This is a genomic window from Thermanaerovibrio velox DSM 12556, assembly GCF_000237825.1.
GTDB classification, from domain to species: Bacteria; Synergistota; Synergistia; order Synergistales; family Synergistaceae; genus Thermanaerovibrio; species Thermanaerovibrio velox.
Genome location: NZ_CM001377.1, coordinates 1534201 through 1546772 on the forward strand (window position 1 = coordinate 1534201; position 12572 = coordinate 1546772).

The following is a 12572-nucleotide window of genomic DNA, read 5'->3' on the forward strand; positions in this document are numbered from 1 at the left end:
CGCCGCCCTCTAGTAGGCCTTGGCGAACACGGCCCGTTTGCAGCCCTGACGGCCGGTGTAGAAACAGGTGCCCAAGGAGTCGTCCTCCAGGGGGAAACAGCGCACCGTGGCCCCCGTGGCCTCCTTTATGGCCCGCTCGTCCTCCTTGGTGCCCCCGAAGAAGGCGGTTATAAACCCTCCCCTGGACTCCAGCACCTCCTTGAACTCCTCCATGGAAGACACCTGGAAGGTGTTGGAGAGCCGGAAATTCAAAGCCCTTTCGTACAAGCTCCGCTGAACATCCTCCAGCACCTCCAGGACCCTCTGGGGAGCCTCCCCCATGGGGACGTCGATCCGCTCCCCCGTGTCCCTCCTGACAAGACGGAGGGTCTGGTTTGCAAGCTCCCTCTCCCCAAGCTCCGCCCGGAGCGGAACCCCCCTCTGCAGGTGATGGAAGAACCGGTCGGAGGGACGAAGGTGATACCGGGTGTCCAGCTCAACGGTCCTCCTGCCTATGGCGGCCTCTATGGCGGCCTTCAGCTCCGCCGCCTTGGGCTCCAACGTGGAGGAGATGAGATCCTGATCGGTGCTTATGGGCAAAAGCGCCAGCTTCACCGGTGCCACCTTGGGGGGCAATATCAACCCGTCATCGTCTGAATGGGTCATTATGAGCGCCCCGATGAGCCTGGTGGACACCCCCCAGCTGGTGGTCCAGGCGTAGCGAACCTCCCCGTCCCGGTCCTGGAACTTTATGTCGAACGCCTTGGCAAAGTTCTGTCCCAAAAAGTGGCTGGTCCCCGCCTGAAGGGCCTTCTTGTCGCTCATCATGGCCTCACAGGTAAAGGTGTTGTCCGCCCCGGGGAACCTCTCCCCCTCGGACTTCTCCCCCGGCACCACCGGAAGGGCCAGGACCTCCTTCATTATCCGCTGGTACACGTCCAGCATCCGAAGGGTCTCCTCCATGGCCTCCTCCCTCGTGGCATGGGCGGTGTGACCCTCCTGCCACAAGAACTCCGAGGTCCTCAAGAACAACCGGGGACGCTTCTCCCACCGCATGACGTTGCACCACTGGTTGATGAGTATCGGCAGGTCCCTCCAGGACTGAACCCACTTGCTGTACATGTGCCCTATCACCGTCTCGGAGGTGGGGCGCACCACAAAGGGCTCTTCAAGCTCCTCCCCTCCCGCATGGGTCACCACCGCACACTCGGGAGCGAAGCCCTCCACATGCTGGGCCTCCTTCTCAAGGAACGAGTTGGGGATCAACAGGGGAAAGTAGGCGTTGACATGCCCGGTCTCCTTGAAGGCCTCGTCAAAATGACGCTGTATGGACTCCCAAAGGGCATAGCCAGTGGGGCGTATCACCATGCACCCCCTCACTGGAGCGTAGTCCGCCAGCTCCGCCGCCCTTATCACGTCCAGGTACCACTGGGAGAAATCCCTGGATCTTGGGGTTATGTTCTTGGCCATCTCCAATCCTCCACTTTTGATCTAGTTTGAGTCCTGCGCCTGACAATTATATCCCCAAGCGCCTCCCCCACCAAGTGCAGTATATCTAACTAAATAGGCATAGCTTGAAGGTTGACGTTTTGCAAAGCACGGCTATACTATCGTTTAGGAGTTTTAGAAACATGTCGCCAGATCAAGAAAAGAAAGCGTATAACTTTAAAATCACGAGGAGGCATGAACATGGGAAGCCAGTGGAAGGACAGCCTTACGGATCAGCTTTGCAGGGCGCTCTTGTGCCTTGAGAACGAGGAGGAGGTCTACCGGTTCCTGGAGGACGTGGCCACCATATCGGAGATAAGGTCCCTGGCCCAGAGGCTGGAGGTGGCACGGCGTCTAATGGAGGGGGAGACCTATCCATCCATATCCAAGGAGACCGGAGCCAGCACCGCCACCATAAGCAGGGTCAAGAAGTGCGTGGACTACGGCTCCGACGGGTACAAGCTGGTGCTCGAGAGGCTCAAGGGGTAGGGGGCCCATGCAAACCTGGTGGTTCCCCTTCTATCACCCCTTAGCGCTTGAGCTTCACCGCAAGGGTCAGGGGGTCATATGCGCCGCAAGGGAAGGGGAGGAGATACCGGATGACGTTCCCTCGGTTGCGGCGGAACGGGGGATCCGGGGGATATACGGGGCCACCGTCAGGGCCGCGGAGGAGCAGGGGTTCAACCGGATGATGATAGCCCTAACCTGCGGGGACGATCCGTCTCCCTTCCTTGACGTCCCGGAGGACCAGTGGCACCGGGGGCTGCACCGGCTTGAAGAGGCCATGGAGGCCCTAAGGTGTGCGATCCCCTACCTCCTGGGAGCCGAGGATGCCCAGGTGCTGTTCCTGGTCCCCTCTGAGGACTGCGCGGTGGGGGCCACCGTCACCGGGGCTGTTGGGGGTTTCTGCCAATGGTTCCGCCGGGAGGCGGAGGAGCTCAACATCACCGTCTCGATCCAGCGGGACGACCACCTGGGGAACCAACTTACAGACTGATAAAAGGCCCCGGGGTGATGCAGCCCGCCCCTGACGCTCAAGCGCTAAGGCTAGACGAAACTAAAGAACTACCCCGGGGGTCTACCTGTAGATGTAAAGCGCCACCGCCAGCAGGGCCAATAGACCCGCCGCGGCGGCGTAAAGCACCGGAAATCCCTCCCGGTCCTCCACGTGGACACCGGGGGGGATCTTTATCTTGAGCTCCCCGGGGGATATGAACTTGAAGAAGCTGCCGTCCCGGTCGAACTGGCCGTGAACCTCGTACTGGCCGTTCTTGAGCAGCCTTATCATGTATATTGTCCCCGGCAGCTCCACCTCCCGGGCGGGCTCCACCACCACCGGGTCCCCGGGCCTCATCAAGGAAAGCGCCACCCCGTTGATAGGGTCCACGCAGGGACGGACCTCCAATACCCCTTGTGGAATCGCAGCATCCTCCCCGCCTGATTGGGGATCCTGCTTCATGGATGGTATGGCGGAGCTGACGTAGGAGTCCAGGACCGACTGAAGGGACGACACCTCAAGCCCCATGTCCCTGAGCTCCGGCAGGGACACCACCGCGTACCTTACAGAACCCAATGGGACGCTCCGCCCCACCGAATCCCGAATATCCTTTGATATGTCCACCGACAGCCTTGAGTTAAGCTCCGAGCTCTCCACCATACCGTCCGGGACCTCTATCCCCTGTTGGGAGAGCCACTCCTCAACCTCCGTGAGGAACATGCCGGCCCACCCATCCCAAAGCCTCATCAGCTGGCGGTTTACCTGCTCCGCGGACCAGAGGTCGGTCTCCGATACCCTGCTGTCCGGCTGTACCCCTATGCCGGATGACAGCTCCAAAACCCGGTTCCAAAGCCGCAAGGCCCCGCTGTCGCTGCTCATGGGAAGCACGGAACTCTTGCGCCAAAGCATCTGCTTATCCGGTCCAAAGACCGCGGCGAAAAGGATGCTTATCAGGTCCCCCATGGGGAACACCGCCCAGAGCACCCTGTACTTCCTCCCGTTGGCGGACAGGTACCTAAAGAGCCCAGAGGGATCGGGCACACCGCCGGAGGCCTGGTAGCCCTCCACCAGGGAATCCAGCTCCTCCCTTGGGACCCCGAACATGTATGCCATGAGATCCTTGACGTACCAGTCCAATTGAGACCTCCCGGACTCTGTTCTCTCCTCCACGGTACACCCCCCAAAGGCAATTAGGATGGGTAACACAAAGGGGCGAGCTGAAAGGCCCGCCCCGGGAAGTGCCTCTTAAGAGCTATCCCTTGAGGGCCAAGGGCTGATCGGAATCTATTTTATACCCTTTGAGCACCCGGTTGAACTCCTGGGCGAAACGCTCCAGCTCCTCCGATGCCTCCATAAGAAGCCTGCTGTTCTCCACCAGGTCGCCCAACACGTGGTCGATCTTGACCGCTATATCCTTGGTGGTGGCGACTCCGCTGGCGAGACGGTCCACCGACGCCGCCATCTCCTGGGAGCTGGCGGACTGTTCCTCCGCCGTGGCCGCCACGTTCTGGATCTGGCCTACTATGTTGTTTATGGCCCCAAGGACCTCCGCTATCCTATCCCGCATGGCCTTGGTCTCCGCCTCCGCCGCCTCCGCCACGGCCACCCCGCTTCCCGCGGTCTTGACCGCATAGGCGGTGCCGGATATTATGGCCCCCGCCAGTTCTCCTATGCTCTTGGCCGCCTGGTTGGACTCCTCCGCCAGCTTCCGAACCTCCTCCGCCACCACCGCAAAGCCCTTGCCCGCCTCGCCCGCCCGGGCGGCCTCTATGGCGGCGTTCAACGCCAAAAGGTTGGTCTGATCCGCTATCTGGGAGATGGTGTTGACGATGCTGCCTATCTGGCTCGCCTGATCGTTCAGCTTCATCACCGCGTCCGCCACGCCCCGGAAGGACCCCGCCATCTCCATGACCCTGTCGGAGGTCTTGACTATCAGCTCCTGGGCACCCTCCGCGTTGGCCTTAAGACCTTCGGCGTAGCTGGAAGCCTCCGCCGCCGCCTGGGCAGCCCCCTGGGAAGCGGACGCCACCTCCTCTATGCCCGCGTTGGCCGCCTCCACCGCCTGGGAGTTGTCCTCCGCCATGCGGGTGAGCTGATCCATCTGCTCCTTTATCAGCGATATGGTGTCCTCGGTCTTACGGGCCACCTCCTCAAGGTTCCTGGACTGACCCTCTATGGCCTCCCCGTCCCTGCGGAACTGCTTGAATATATCCCTCTGGGAGGATATGACCAAGTCCAAGGCCCTCCCAAGCTGGCTCATCTCGTCGGTGCCGGAAAAGCAGGCGGACACGCTCAAGTCCCCCTTGGCGGCCTCGCCGGAGACCTCCATCAGACACTGGATGGGACGCATGAGGCTTCTTACAACCGAGAAGATCAAAGCCCCAAGAAGCCCCATGGCCACAATCGCCGCCAAAAGCTGCCTCATACCAAGGACCCCTATAGGACCTAAGAGGTCCTTCTCGGAAACCACCAGGACAAGGGTCCATCCGTAATTAAGGGGCCTTACGAAGAGCCGCCGGTCGTCCCCGTCCACGCTGCGATACTTAAAGAGGCCCGACTTGCCGGATAGTATCTCCTGGCCTATCTTGGCCAGCTCCGGGGTGACGAAGGATGACTGCTTCGCTATGTTCTCCTTCAACACCAGCTCCTTCTTGGGATGGGCCACAAATGTCCCGTCCGGCGCCAAGAGCACCCCGTAGCCGTAGCCCAGTATCCGCTGCTTGGATATCATCTCCACCAGCGTGTCTATCGCCATGTCAGCCCCCAAAACCCCAAGGACCTTGTCCCCATATCCTTTCAGGGGTGTAGCCAGGGTCACTATCAGCTTCCCGGTTATAGAGTCCACGTACGGCATGGTCATCACAGGCCCGTTAGCCTTCAAGGCATCCTTATACCAGGGCCTGGTCCTGGCGTCCCATCCCTCCGGGGGGGTCCATCCGCTGCCATCCACGAAACCTCCCACCGCAAGTCCTATGTAGACGTCCATAAAACCCTTCCCCGCGTACTCCTTTGTCAGCCCCTCCACATAGGGCTGCAAGAGGCGTCCCGCCATGCCGTAGTTAAGCCACAGGTACTCACAGTTCATGGCGGCGGTCTCCACTATGTCGGTCCTGCCCTCCAGCCAGTTCCTAACCGCCCCGGCGGCGGAGTCCGCCGCCACCTCGCCCCCCTTGGAGATCTGGTCCAGCACTATGGACCTGCTGTTGTAGTAGGCTAACCCCCCCATAACACCCAACGCCAGGAGCGCCATCACCGCCAGAAGATAAAGACGCTGCCGCATGGACACTAACACCAAGCCCCCTCTACAGAAAAGTTACAAAACTTTTACAGTGAGAATTATATCCCATGTCCCCTAAAAACAAAAAGGGAGCATCGCTCCCTTTCGGTGGCACAAAAACAAAACTTATTGAATTAATCAGCCACAGGCAAACGTTCCCCCCTGAGCCCTTGCTACTCGTGGAAGGACAGGACCAAATATACCCGCCCCTTCTCGGGTCCCACGTCAAAGGGCAGGGTGAAGCTCTTGACGTCCGCCTTCTTTGCGGGCACCGCCTTGAGGTTGTCCCCGGACATGAGCTGCGGAGGGGTTATGTCCAGCCCCTGAACATCCACCTTCATCAGCGCCTGGCCGCTGGTCATGTTGGTGAGCTCCCCCAGGACGCTCATGGACATGGGGTCATCCGGGTTGGCCTCTATCATGCCACCCGTCATGGCCTTCACGTAGGCGCTGAAGCCCGTTAAGTCCGCCATGAGGGCCACGGTGCCATGAACGCTGGGTCCTACTATTCCTATCAGCGCCGCCACCCGGCTCCCCGGGGCGTTAACCCCCGGGGCGATCTCCCCCTTTAAAAAGACCGCCTCAACCCCCATCATCTGACTTACCGATACGAATGCCCCTGCGTATGCGTTAACCAAGGACGTTATGACCTGTGTGGACATGTCCTAGCTCCCCTTGTGTCTTTTTTATATGGCACCATAGGCCTAGACAATTCTATACCTTTCGGACCTATAACTCAAACGGGGGAATAAAACTTCGACGCAGCAAAGCCCATGCGGCAAGGTCGTCCACGTCCCTGGGGGGCACCAGGAGCCCCTTCGGGACAAGGCGCAAAAGCCCCTTCGGAGGGTGAAGGAGGAAGTAAAGCCCCCGGGCCTCCAATGTGCTGTACCTCTCATCCACCAGCAAAAACTCAAAGCCCCGGCGAGACAGTTCCTTGGCCACATCGGAGGAGCCGGTGCTGTCCCCGATCAATATCCTTCCCTTAAACCTAAAACCCGAGGGGAGCCCTCCCTCGGTTATCCAACGGCAAAACCCCGGGGAGTCCGACCCACAAAGGAGGGTCCAGAGGTCCTCCCAATGGGGCCTGGGGACGATGGCGGAACACAGGAGCCCTTCAGCTCCGAACGCCACCCCCAGCTTGCAGCGCCCCGGGTCTATGGCACAGTCCACCAGTTCCTCCCCATGGTGCTTGCCCAGCGGTCGTACATCCATATCCACTGATCCGGCACCTCCCTTATCCAAGAGGACAGGAGGCGGTTGCAAACCCCCAAGGACCCCGCCTCATCCTCACCAAAGGGCTGTCCGTCGGGACCTTCCAGGGAGGACATGAGGGCGACCCGGTGCATCCGGGGGTTAAAAGCGTCCCTCACGGACCTGCAGGGCACCACCGGACATCCAAGCTTCCTGGCAAGCTTAACGGGACCCAAGGGGGTGCTGGCGGGAAGCCCAAGGAAATCTGATACCAGCCCCTTGGACTTCGCGTCCTGGTCCAATAGCACCGCCAACGCCCCTCCCTCCTCCAGACATTTAAAAACCCCCTTGAGGTCCGAGGCCTTCCCTATGGTCACCACCCCGCAGCTGGCCCTCATGGAAACCAGCATGTCCGTAACCCTCTGGTCCCGCTGGTCCGCCGCCACAACCCTTATGGGATATCCCTTGAGCGCCAGGGCCGCCGCGGTGAGCTCCCAGTTGCCCATGTGGCAGGAGAGTATTATGGCTCCCCGCCCCAAGGCCAACGCCCGGTCGAGGTTCTCCAGGCCCTCGAACTCCACAAGCCCCGGGATTGCATCCCTCATAACGGGAAAACGGATCACCTCCGCAAGCCCCATGCCAAAGTGCCTGTAGGAGGACAATACAATCCCCCTGGCGGCCTCCTCGGATATGCCAAGTACCCTGGAGCAGCGGGCGGAGGCCTGATTCACCCGCCTGCGGGACAACAAGGCCACCATCTCTCCCAATCTTCCGCCCAGCTCCACCGCCGACTGGTGCTCCATATACCGAAACAGGGCCCCGAAGAGCTTCAGGGCCCCCACTATGAACGGCTGCTTCATAAGATAAAAACCCCGTTTAAAACCTATTCTAACCGAACAAAGCCCTTAAGAGGTTGAAGGGCTAGAACGTACGATCCCTGCCGGAAATCCAATGCTCAAACATGCTCCGGCTGTCATCCATTGAAAGCGTGAACCCCTGGCCTGAAAGCGCCATCTGACAGGCCACTATGGCCTGCCCGGCAAGCACCGAAGCCAGGTAATCGGTGAACAGGGTGTCCTCTTCCCCCACGTCCCCCATGGTGAGGCAAACCACCGTGGAAGCCCCCCTCTCCACCACCTTCAGGGAACCATCGCTCAGCCTAGCCAGTCCCGCGGCACAGCCGGCGGCGGCGGCAATAAGCCGGTCGTAACCGTTAGCCTCCTCCAGCCGGGCCAACATGTACCCCGCCACCAGTCCCCCCAACGAGAGGGCTTCCGCCAACGAACGCCGGGACTTACCAACGTAGTTGCAAAGCACCCACATGGGCACGGTCAACAGTACCCCCGCGGGCACGCTTTCCACCACCGGGGCGGTCTCCACGTCCTCACCGGAAAAGACCAGATCCAGGGCGGCCCCGCACATGGACCGGGACACCCATATGGGATCCTCATCAAAGGCCCCGCGCCAAAGCCTGTACCCCAGCGCCCTGCCCCGGGGCTTCAGGATCCCCCGCTGGGCCAGCCTGTAGTTGGCATCCCCCAGTGAGAGAACCCACACCTCCTCCTCTTCTGTGAGGTGGGGGACCAGGGCCCACAGATCCCCGAAGGAAGACAGGGACAGCTCCCTCTGAACTGACGAATCCTGGGACCTGGAAAAAAGAGACCTAAGGTAACGGCTTATGTCCAAGATCACTCCCCCTTATCGCCTAAGACAGTAACCGGCGGGAAAAGAACCAACTCCCATAGGTCAAGGACCTGCTCACACCACATATTACCATTTATTAAAATACTCCACAAACCTATCTATTTAAAACAAACCCCGCCAGCATGGGCAGTATGACGAGGATGCACAATATCCTGCAAAGGTTGAAGAGCACCGTGACCGCCCCGTCCGCCCCGGTCTCCACCGCCGCTATGACCACCCCGGAAAGCCCCCCGGGGGAGGTGGCGAAAAGGGAGGTGGAGAAATCCATGCCGCAAAGCCTCATGAATACCAAGGCCATCACCACACAGAAACCGACCAACATCAGGCTGTAAACCACCGCGTAGGGCAAAAGCCCGAGGGCCCTGCGGAAGGACACGAGCTCACTGGAACGGACCAGCACGTAAGCCACAAGACATTGGGACACCGCGGAAACCCACCCGGGCAGCCGGGAATCGCTGACCCCTAAAAGGGCCTTGACCGCCAATCCACCCAATATGCCAACCGCCATGGCGCCGGCGGGGATCTTTAGTCTCAAGCCCAAGAACCCAAAGACAAGGACTCCAAGGGCCACGAGGGCCTCTTTCAAAAGCCCCGGCAAAATATCACCCCCCATCCAAAGGCGGAAGAACGGCCAGAACTTCCCCATGATGAACTTCATCCTCCATGGACAGGATCCTGGACGAACGGACCACCGCCCCCACGTGGGAGATGTCAAGCCCCGCGGCGAGGAGCACGTCCCTAACCACCGCGGAGCTGCCCGGCAAGGACACCTTTTTCTCCCCCCCGAGGGGCAGCAGCACCCTAACCTCCAAGGCCTGCCACCATCGCCCTCGCCTCCCTGGGGCCGGAATCGTAAAGGTCGTTGCCCTTAGAGTCCGCTATCACCACCAGGGGCATCCGAAGAACCTCTATCCTAAGCACCGCCTCGGGTCCCAGCTCCGGGTACGCTATCACCTCCGAGGACACCACCGAGCGGGACAGCAGAGCCGCAGCACCCCCCGTGGCCCCAAGGTACACCGCACCAAAAGAGACCATGGCGTCTAATACCTCTCTGGACCTCCGCCCCTTGCCGATCATCCCCTTGAGCCCCATTTGAAGGAGCCTCACGGTGAACGGATCCATCCTGCCGCTGGTGGTGGGTCCCATGGAGCCTATGACCCGCCCAGGCGGGGTTGGGGAAGGTCCCGCGTAGTATATGACCTGCCCCTCCAGGGGGAAGGGCATGCGACCCGCATCCAGGTCCTCGAAGATGCGACGGTGCGCCTGGTCCCGGGCCACGTAAACCACCCCCGAGAGGAGGACCCTCTGTCCCGCCACAAGATCCCTCACCGACTGGTCCAGGGGAGTTGATATCTGCATCTCCACCTATATCACCCCCTTGGCGTGCCTTAGGGCATGACAACAAAGGTTAACCGCCACCGGCATCCCCGCTATATGGGTCGGCAGCTGCTCTATCCTCACGTCCAGGGCGGTTATAACGCCCCCGTAGCCCCCCGCCCCTATGCCCAGGCGGTTTATGCGGTGCAGACACTCCTCCTCCAAACGGGCATAACGGGGGTCCCGGTTCCTCTGTCCCATGGGCCTTAAAAGCGCCCTCTTGGCCCCAAGGGCGGCCTGCTCGAAATTGCCCCCCACCGCTGCACCAACAACCACCGGGGGGCAGGGATTGGGGCCCGCCTGGCTCACGGTGCTGACTATGAAGTCGATAACCCCCGCCTCACCATCCGCGGGCTTCAGCATGCCTATCCTGCTCATGTTCTCGCTGCCCATGCCCTTTGGGGCCACCACCACCTCAACCCGGTCCCCGGGGACCATGGTGAGGTGCACCACCGCCGGTGTGTTGTCCATGCTGTTCCGCCGGTCGTATATGGGGTCGTAAACCACGGACTTCCTCAGGTAACCTTCAGCGTAGGCCTCCCGTATACCGAGATCCACCGCCTCCTGAAGGGAAGCCCCCTCCAAAACCGCCTCCTGCCCCCAATCCACAAAGACCACCGCAAGGCCGCAGTCCTGGCAGATGGGAAGCCGGTCCTCCTCCGCCATCTTGAAGTTGGCCACTATGTCGGACAGGGCAGCCTTGGCAAGGGAACACCTCTCCTCCTGCAGCGCCCCCTCCAGGCGGCTCCTCACATCCGATGGAAGCTCAAAGTTTGCCCTAAGGGCCAGGGATTTAACAAGGTCCGAGAGATCCCTGGAACTTATCAACCGCACCACCGTTCCACCCCCTGTCAAACGGAACAACCAGCCATATCTTACATCTCCTTAAAGAAACTGGGGAAACGGGACTCCTAAAATCCCCACGAAAAAGCCGGGAAGGCGCGAACGCCCTCCCGGCGGTGGATCTAATAGGCGGTTCGTCGATCCGGGAACCGGTCGCTAGGCGGTGAGAAGGGTCAGCATGGCTCCCGCGGCGACAGCGGTACCTATGACCCCCGCCACGTTGGGCCCCATGGCGTGCATGAGCACGTAGGACCCCGGGTACTCCTGCTGAACCACCCGCTGGCAGACCCTGGCGGCCATGGGAACCGCCGAGACCCCCGCGGCCCCTATGACCGGGTTTATCTTGCCCCCCGACAGGACCTTCATAACCTGGCCGAAGATGGTTCCCCCGGCGGTGCTGAATATGAAGGCCACGAGCCCCAGGGCTATTATCTTTATGGTGGCGGCGGTTAGGAACGACTCCGCCTCCATGGTGGCCCCCACGGTGATGCCCAGGAATATGGTGGTGGCGTTGAGTATCTCGTTCTGAGCCGCCTGGTTAAGCCTCTCGGTGCAGCCACACTCCCTCAAGAGGTTGCCGAACATGAGCATCCCTATGAGGGGCACCGCCGGAGGCAGCACCAACCCGCAGGCGATGGTGCTTATGATCGGGAACAGCACCCTCTCGGTCTTGGTAACGGGGCGCAGCTGTTCCATCCTTATGCCCCGGTCCTCCTTGGTGGTGAACATCTTTATCACCGGGGGCTGGATTAGGGGGACGAGGGACATGTAGCTGTACGCCGCCACCGCCACGGCCCCCACGATCCTAGGGGCCAGCTTCATGCAAAGGTATATGGAGGTCGGGCCGTCGGCCCCTCCTATTATGCCTATCGCAGCGGCCTCCTTGATGTTGAAGCCCAAGAACATGGCCCCCACCACCGCCACGAAAACCCCAAGCTGAGCAGCCGCCCCAAGCAGGAACGTTATGGGGTTCGCGAGGAGAGGGCCGAAGTCCGTAAGGGCCCCTATGCCCATGAATATTATTATGGGGTATATCTCGTGCTTGGTGCCAAAGGACACGTAGTACAGGAACCCACCGGGATCAACTATCCCCGACAAGGGCAGGTTGACCAAAAGACACCCGAACGCTATGGGGGTGAGCAGAAGGGGCTCGAAACCCTTGGCGATGGCCAGGTACAGGAGCACCAGGGCCACCACGATCATCACGATGTTGCCCCCGCTCAGTCCCACCAGCCCAGACTGCTCTATGAGGCCCTTAAGGGCCGCCAGATAAAGTTCCATCCCTCTCCCTCCCCGGGGAGCCTAAGCTATGACCACCAGGACGTCCCCGGTGTTCACCGAGTCACCCTCCTTGCAGCGCACCTCCGAAACGGTGCCTGCCGCGGGGGCGAAGATCTCGTTCTCCATCTTCATGGCCTCCAGGATCAGGATGGCCTGTCCCGCCGACACGGAGGCACCCTGCTGAACCATGACCTTAAGTATCTTGCCCGGCATCGGAGCGGTCACCACACCGCTTCCGGCGGGGGCAGGTGCGGGAGCCGGCGCGGGGGCAGGGGCGGGAGCCGGCGCGGGGGCAGGCGCCGCCGCTGGAGCCGCCACAGGGGCAGGGGCTGCGGCAGGAGCAGGCGCGGAGGCCCCTATCTCCTCCACTTCAACCTCGTAAGCCTTTCCGTTAACTACCACTCGATACATGCGACCCATGGGGCATACCTC

Annotated in this window: 15 protein-coding genes; 2 read left to right on the forward strand and 13 right to left on the reverse strand. The window is 60.9% G+C overall.

From position 1 onward, the window contains the following. Positions 1–9: 9 nt before the first annotated feature. Positions 10–1449: a proline--tRNA ligase gene (proS, locus tag THEVEDRAFT_RS07375; protein ID WP_006584094.1), complete on the reverse strand. Its 1440-nt coding sequence runs from the start codon at positions 1447–1449 to the stop codon at positions 10–12. 219 nt (positions 1450–1668) lie between these two features. On the opposite strand from proS, the gene THEVEDRAFT_RS07380 reads away from it, so the two are divergent. Together THEVEDRAFT_RS07380 and THEVEDRAFT_RS07385 are read left to right on the forward strand one after the other, a co-directional pair. Further along, the gene (locus THEVEDRAFT_RS07380) at positions 1669–1956 is read left to right on the forward strand and encodes a YerC/YecD family TrpR-related protein (protein WP_006584095.1); all 288 of its coding nucleotides are present in this window, start codon (positions 1669–1671) and stop codon (positions 1954–1956) included. 7 nt (positions 1957–1963) lie between these two features. Then, positions 1964–2464 (forward strand): hypothetical protein, encoded by a 501-nt coding sequence (locus THEVEDRAFT_RS07385; RefSeq protein ID WP_006584096.1) that lies wholly within the window; start codon positions 1964–1966, stop codon positions 2462–2464. A gap of 81 nt (positions 2465–2545) precedes the next feature. Here the strand turns inward: THEVEDRAFT_RS07385 and THEVEDRAFT_RS07390 are convergent, their stop codons facing one another. The 12 genes from THEVEDRAFT_RS07390 to THEVEDRAFT_RS07445 all read right to left on the reverse strand — a co-directional run bounded on the left by THEVEDRAFT_RS07390 (position 2546) and on the right by THEVEDRAFT_RS07445 (position 12560). Further along, entirely contained in the window at positions 2546–3634 is a 1089-nt protein-coding gene (locus THEVEDRAFT_RS07390; RefSeq protein ID WP_156787139.1) for a hypothetical protein, read from the reverse strand. Between the two features lie 82 nt (positions 3635–3716). Further along, positions 3717–5744, reverse strand: coding sequence for a methyl-accepting chemotaxis protein (locus THEVEDRAFT_RS10140; protein WP_281054565.1), 2028 nt, complete (start codon positions 5742–5744; stop codon positions 3717–3719). Between the two features lie 170 nt (positions 5745–5914). Beyond that, positions 5915–6403, reverse strand: coding sequence for a chemotaxis protein CheX (locus tag THEVEDRAFT_RS07400; protein WP_006584099.1), 489 nt, complete (start codon positions 6401–6403; stop codon positions 5915–5917). 67 nt (positions 6404–6470) lie between these two features. Further along, positions 6471–6962: a RuvC family protein gene (locus THEVEDRAFT_RS07405; RefSeq protein WP_172634037.1), complete on the reverse strand. Its 492-nt coding sequence runs from the start codon at positions 6960–6962 to the stop codon at positions 6471–6473. Continuing rightward, complete coding sequence (locus THEVEDRAFT_RS07410) at positions 6899–7795, reverse strand: lysophospholipid acyltransferase family protein (RefSeq protein ID WP_006584101.1); 897 nt, start codon at positions 7793–7795, stop codon at positions 6899–6901. The genes THEVEDRAFT_RS07405 and THEVEDRAFT_RS07410 overlap by 64 nt, the downstream gene beginning before the upstream one ends. A gap of 61 nt (positions 7796–7856) precedes the next feature. Further along, on the reverse strand, positions 7857–8621 hold the full coding sequence (locus tag THEVEDRAFT_RS07415) for a hypothetical protein (RefSeq protein ID WP_006584102.1): 765 nt from the start codon (positions 8619–8621) through the stop codon (positions 7857–7859). Between the two features lie 112 nt (positions 8622–8733). Next, positions 8734–9297 carry an AbrB family transcriptional regulator gene (locus THEVEDRAFT_RS07420; protein ID WP_245522642.1) on the reverse strand — a complete coding sequence of 188 codons (564 nt, stop codon included), beginning with the start codon at positions 9295–9297 and terminating at the stop codon, positions 8734–8736. Further along, on the reverse strand, positions 9242–9451 hold the full coding sequence (locus THEVEDRAFT_RS07425; protein WP_006584104.1) for a hypothetical protein: 210 nt from the start codon (positions 9449–9451) through the stop codon (positions 9242–9244). Before THEVEDRAFT_RS07425 ends, THEVEDRAFT_RS07420 begins: the two co-directional genes overlap by 56 nt. Then, a complete protein-coding gene (locus THEVEDRAFT_RS07430) occupies positions 9441–9998 on the reverse strand; it encodes a FumA C-terminus/TtdB family hydratase beta subunit (RefSeq protein WP_172634058.1) in 558 nt (185 codons plus the stop codon). The genes THEVEDRAFT_RS07425 and THEVEDRAFT_RS07430 overlap by 11 nt, the downstream gene beginning before the upstream one ends. Positions 9999–10004: 6 nt before the next feature. Continuing rightward, a complete protein-coding gene (locus THEVEDRAFT_RS07435; protein WP_156787141.1) occupies positions 10005–10853 on the reverse strand; it encodes a fumarate hydratase in 849 nt (282 codons plus the stop codon). Positions 10854–11015: 162 nt separating this feature from the next. After that, positions 11016–12140 carry a sodium ion-translocating decarboxylase subunit beta gene (locus tag THEVEDRAFT_RS07440; protein ID WP_006584107.1) on the reverse strand — a complete coding sequence of 375 codons (1125 nt, stop codon included), beginning with the start codon at positions 12138–12140 and terminating at the stop codon, positions 11016–11018. A gap of 21 nt (positions 12141–12161) precedes the next feature. Further along, positions 12162–12560, reverse strand: coding sequence for a biotin/lipoyl-containing protein (locus THEVEDRAFT_RS07445; protein WP_006584108.1), 399 nt, complete (start codon positions 12558–12560; stop codon positions 12162–12164). Between the last annotated feature and the right edge of the window lie 12 nt (positions 12561–12572).

Excerpts from the sequence above, each read along its gene's own strand:
- THEVEDRAFT_RS07380 (WP_006584095.1), top strand. The coding sequence starts at position 1,669 with ATGGGAAGCCAGTGGAAGGACAGCCTTACGGATCAGCTTTGCAGGGCG.
- THEVEDRAFT_RS10140 (WP_281054565.1), bottom strand. The coding sequence starts at position 5,744 with ATGCGGCAGCGTCTTTATCTTCTGGCGGTGATGGCGCTCCTGGCGTTG.
- proS (WP_006584094.1), bottom strand. The coding sequence starts at position 1,449 with ATGGCCAAGAACATAACCCCAAGATCCAGGGATTTCTCCCAGTGGTAC.
- THEVEDRAFT_RS07445 (WP_006584108.1), bottom strand. The coding sequence starts at position 12,560 with ATGGGTCGCATGTATCGAGTGGTAGTTAACGGAAAGGCTTACGAGGTT.
- THEVEDRAFT_RS07400 (WP_006584099.1), bottom strand. The coding sequence starts at position 6,403 with ATGTCCACACAGGTCATAACGTCCTTGGTTAACGCATACGCAGGGGCA.
- THEVEDRAFT_RS07385 (WP_006584096.1), top strand. The coding sequence starts at position 1,964 with ATGCAAACCTGGTGGTTCCCCTTCTATCACCCCTTAGCGCTTGAGCTT.
- THEVEDRAFT_RS07430 (WP_172634058.1), bottom strand. The coding sequence starts at position 9,998 with ATGCAGATATCAACTCCCCTGGACCAGTCGGTGAGGGATCTTGTGGCG.
- THEVEDRAFT_RS07420 (WP_245522642.1), bottom strand. The coding sequence starts at position 9,297 with ATGAAGTTCATCATGGGGAAGTTCTGGCCGTTCTTCCGCCTTTGGATG.
- THEVEDRAFT_RS07410 (WP_006584101.1), bottom strand. The coding sequence starts at position 7,795 with ATGAAGCAGCCGTTCATAGTGGGGGCCCTGAAGCTCTTCGGGGCCCTG.
- THEVEDRAFT_RS07440 (WP_006584107.1), bottom strand. The coding sequence starts at position 12,140 with ATGGAACTTTATCTGGCGGCCCTTAAGGGCCTCATAGAGCAGTCTGGG.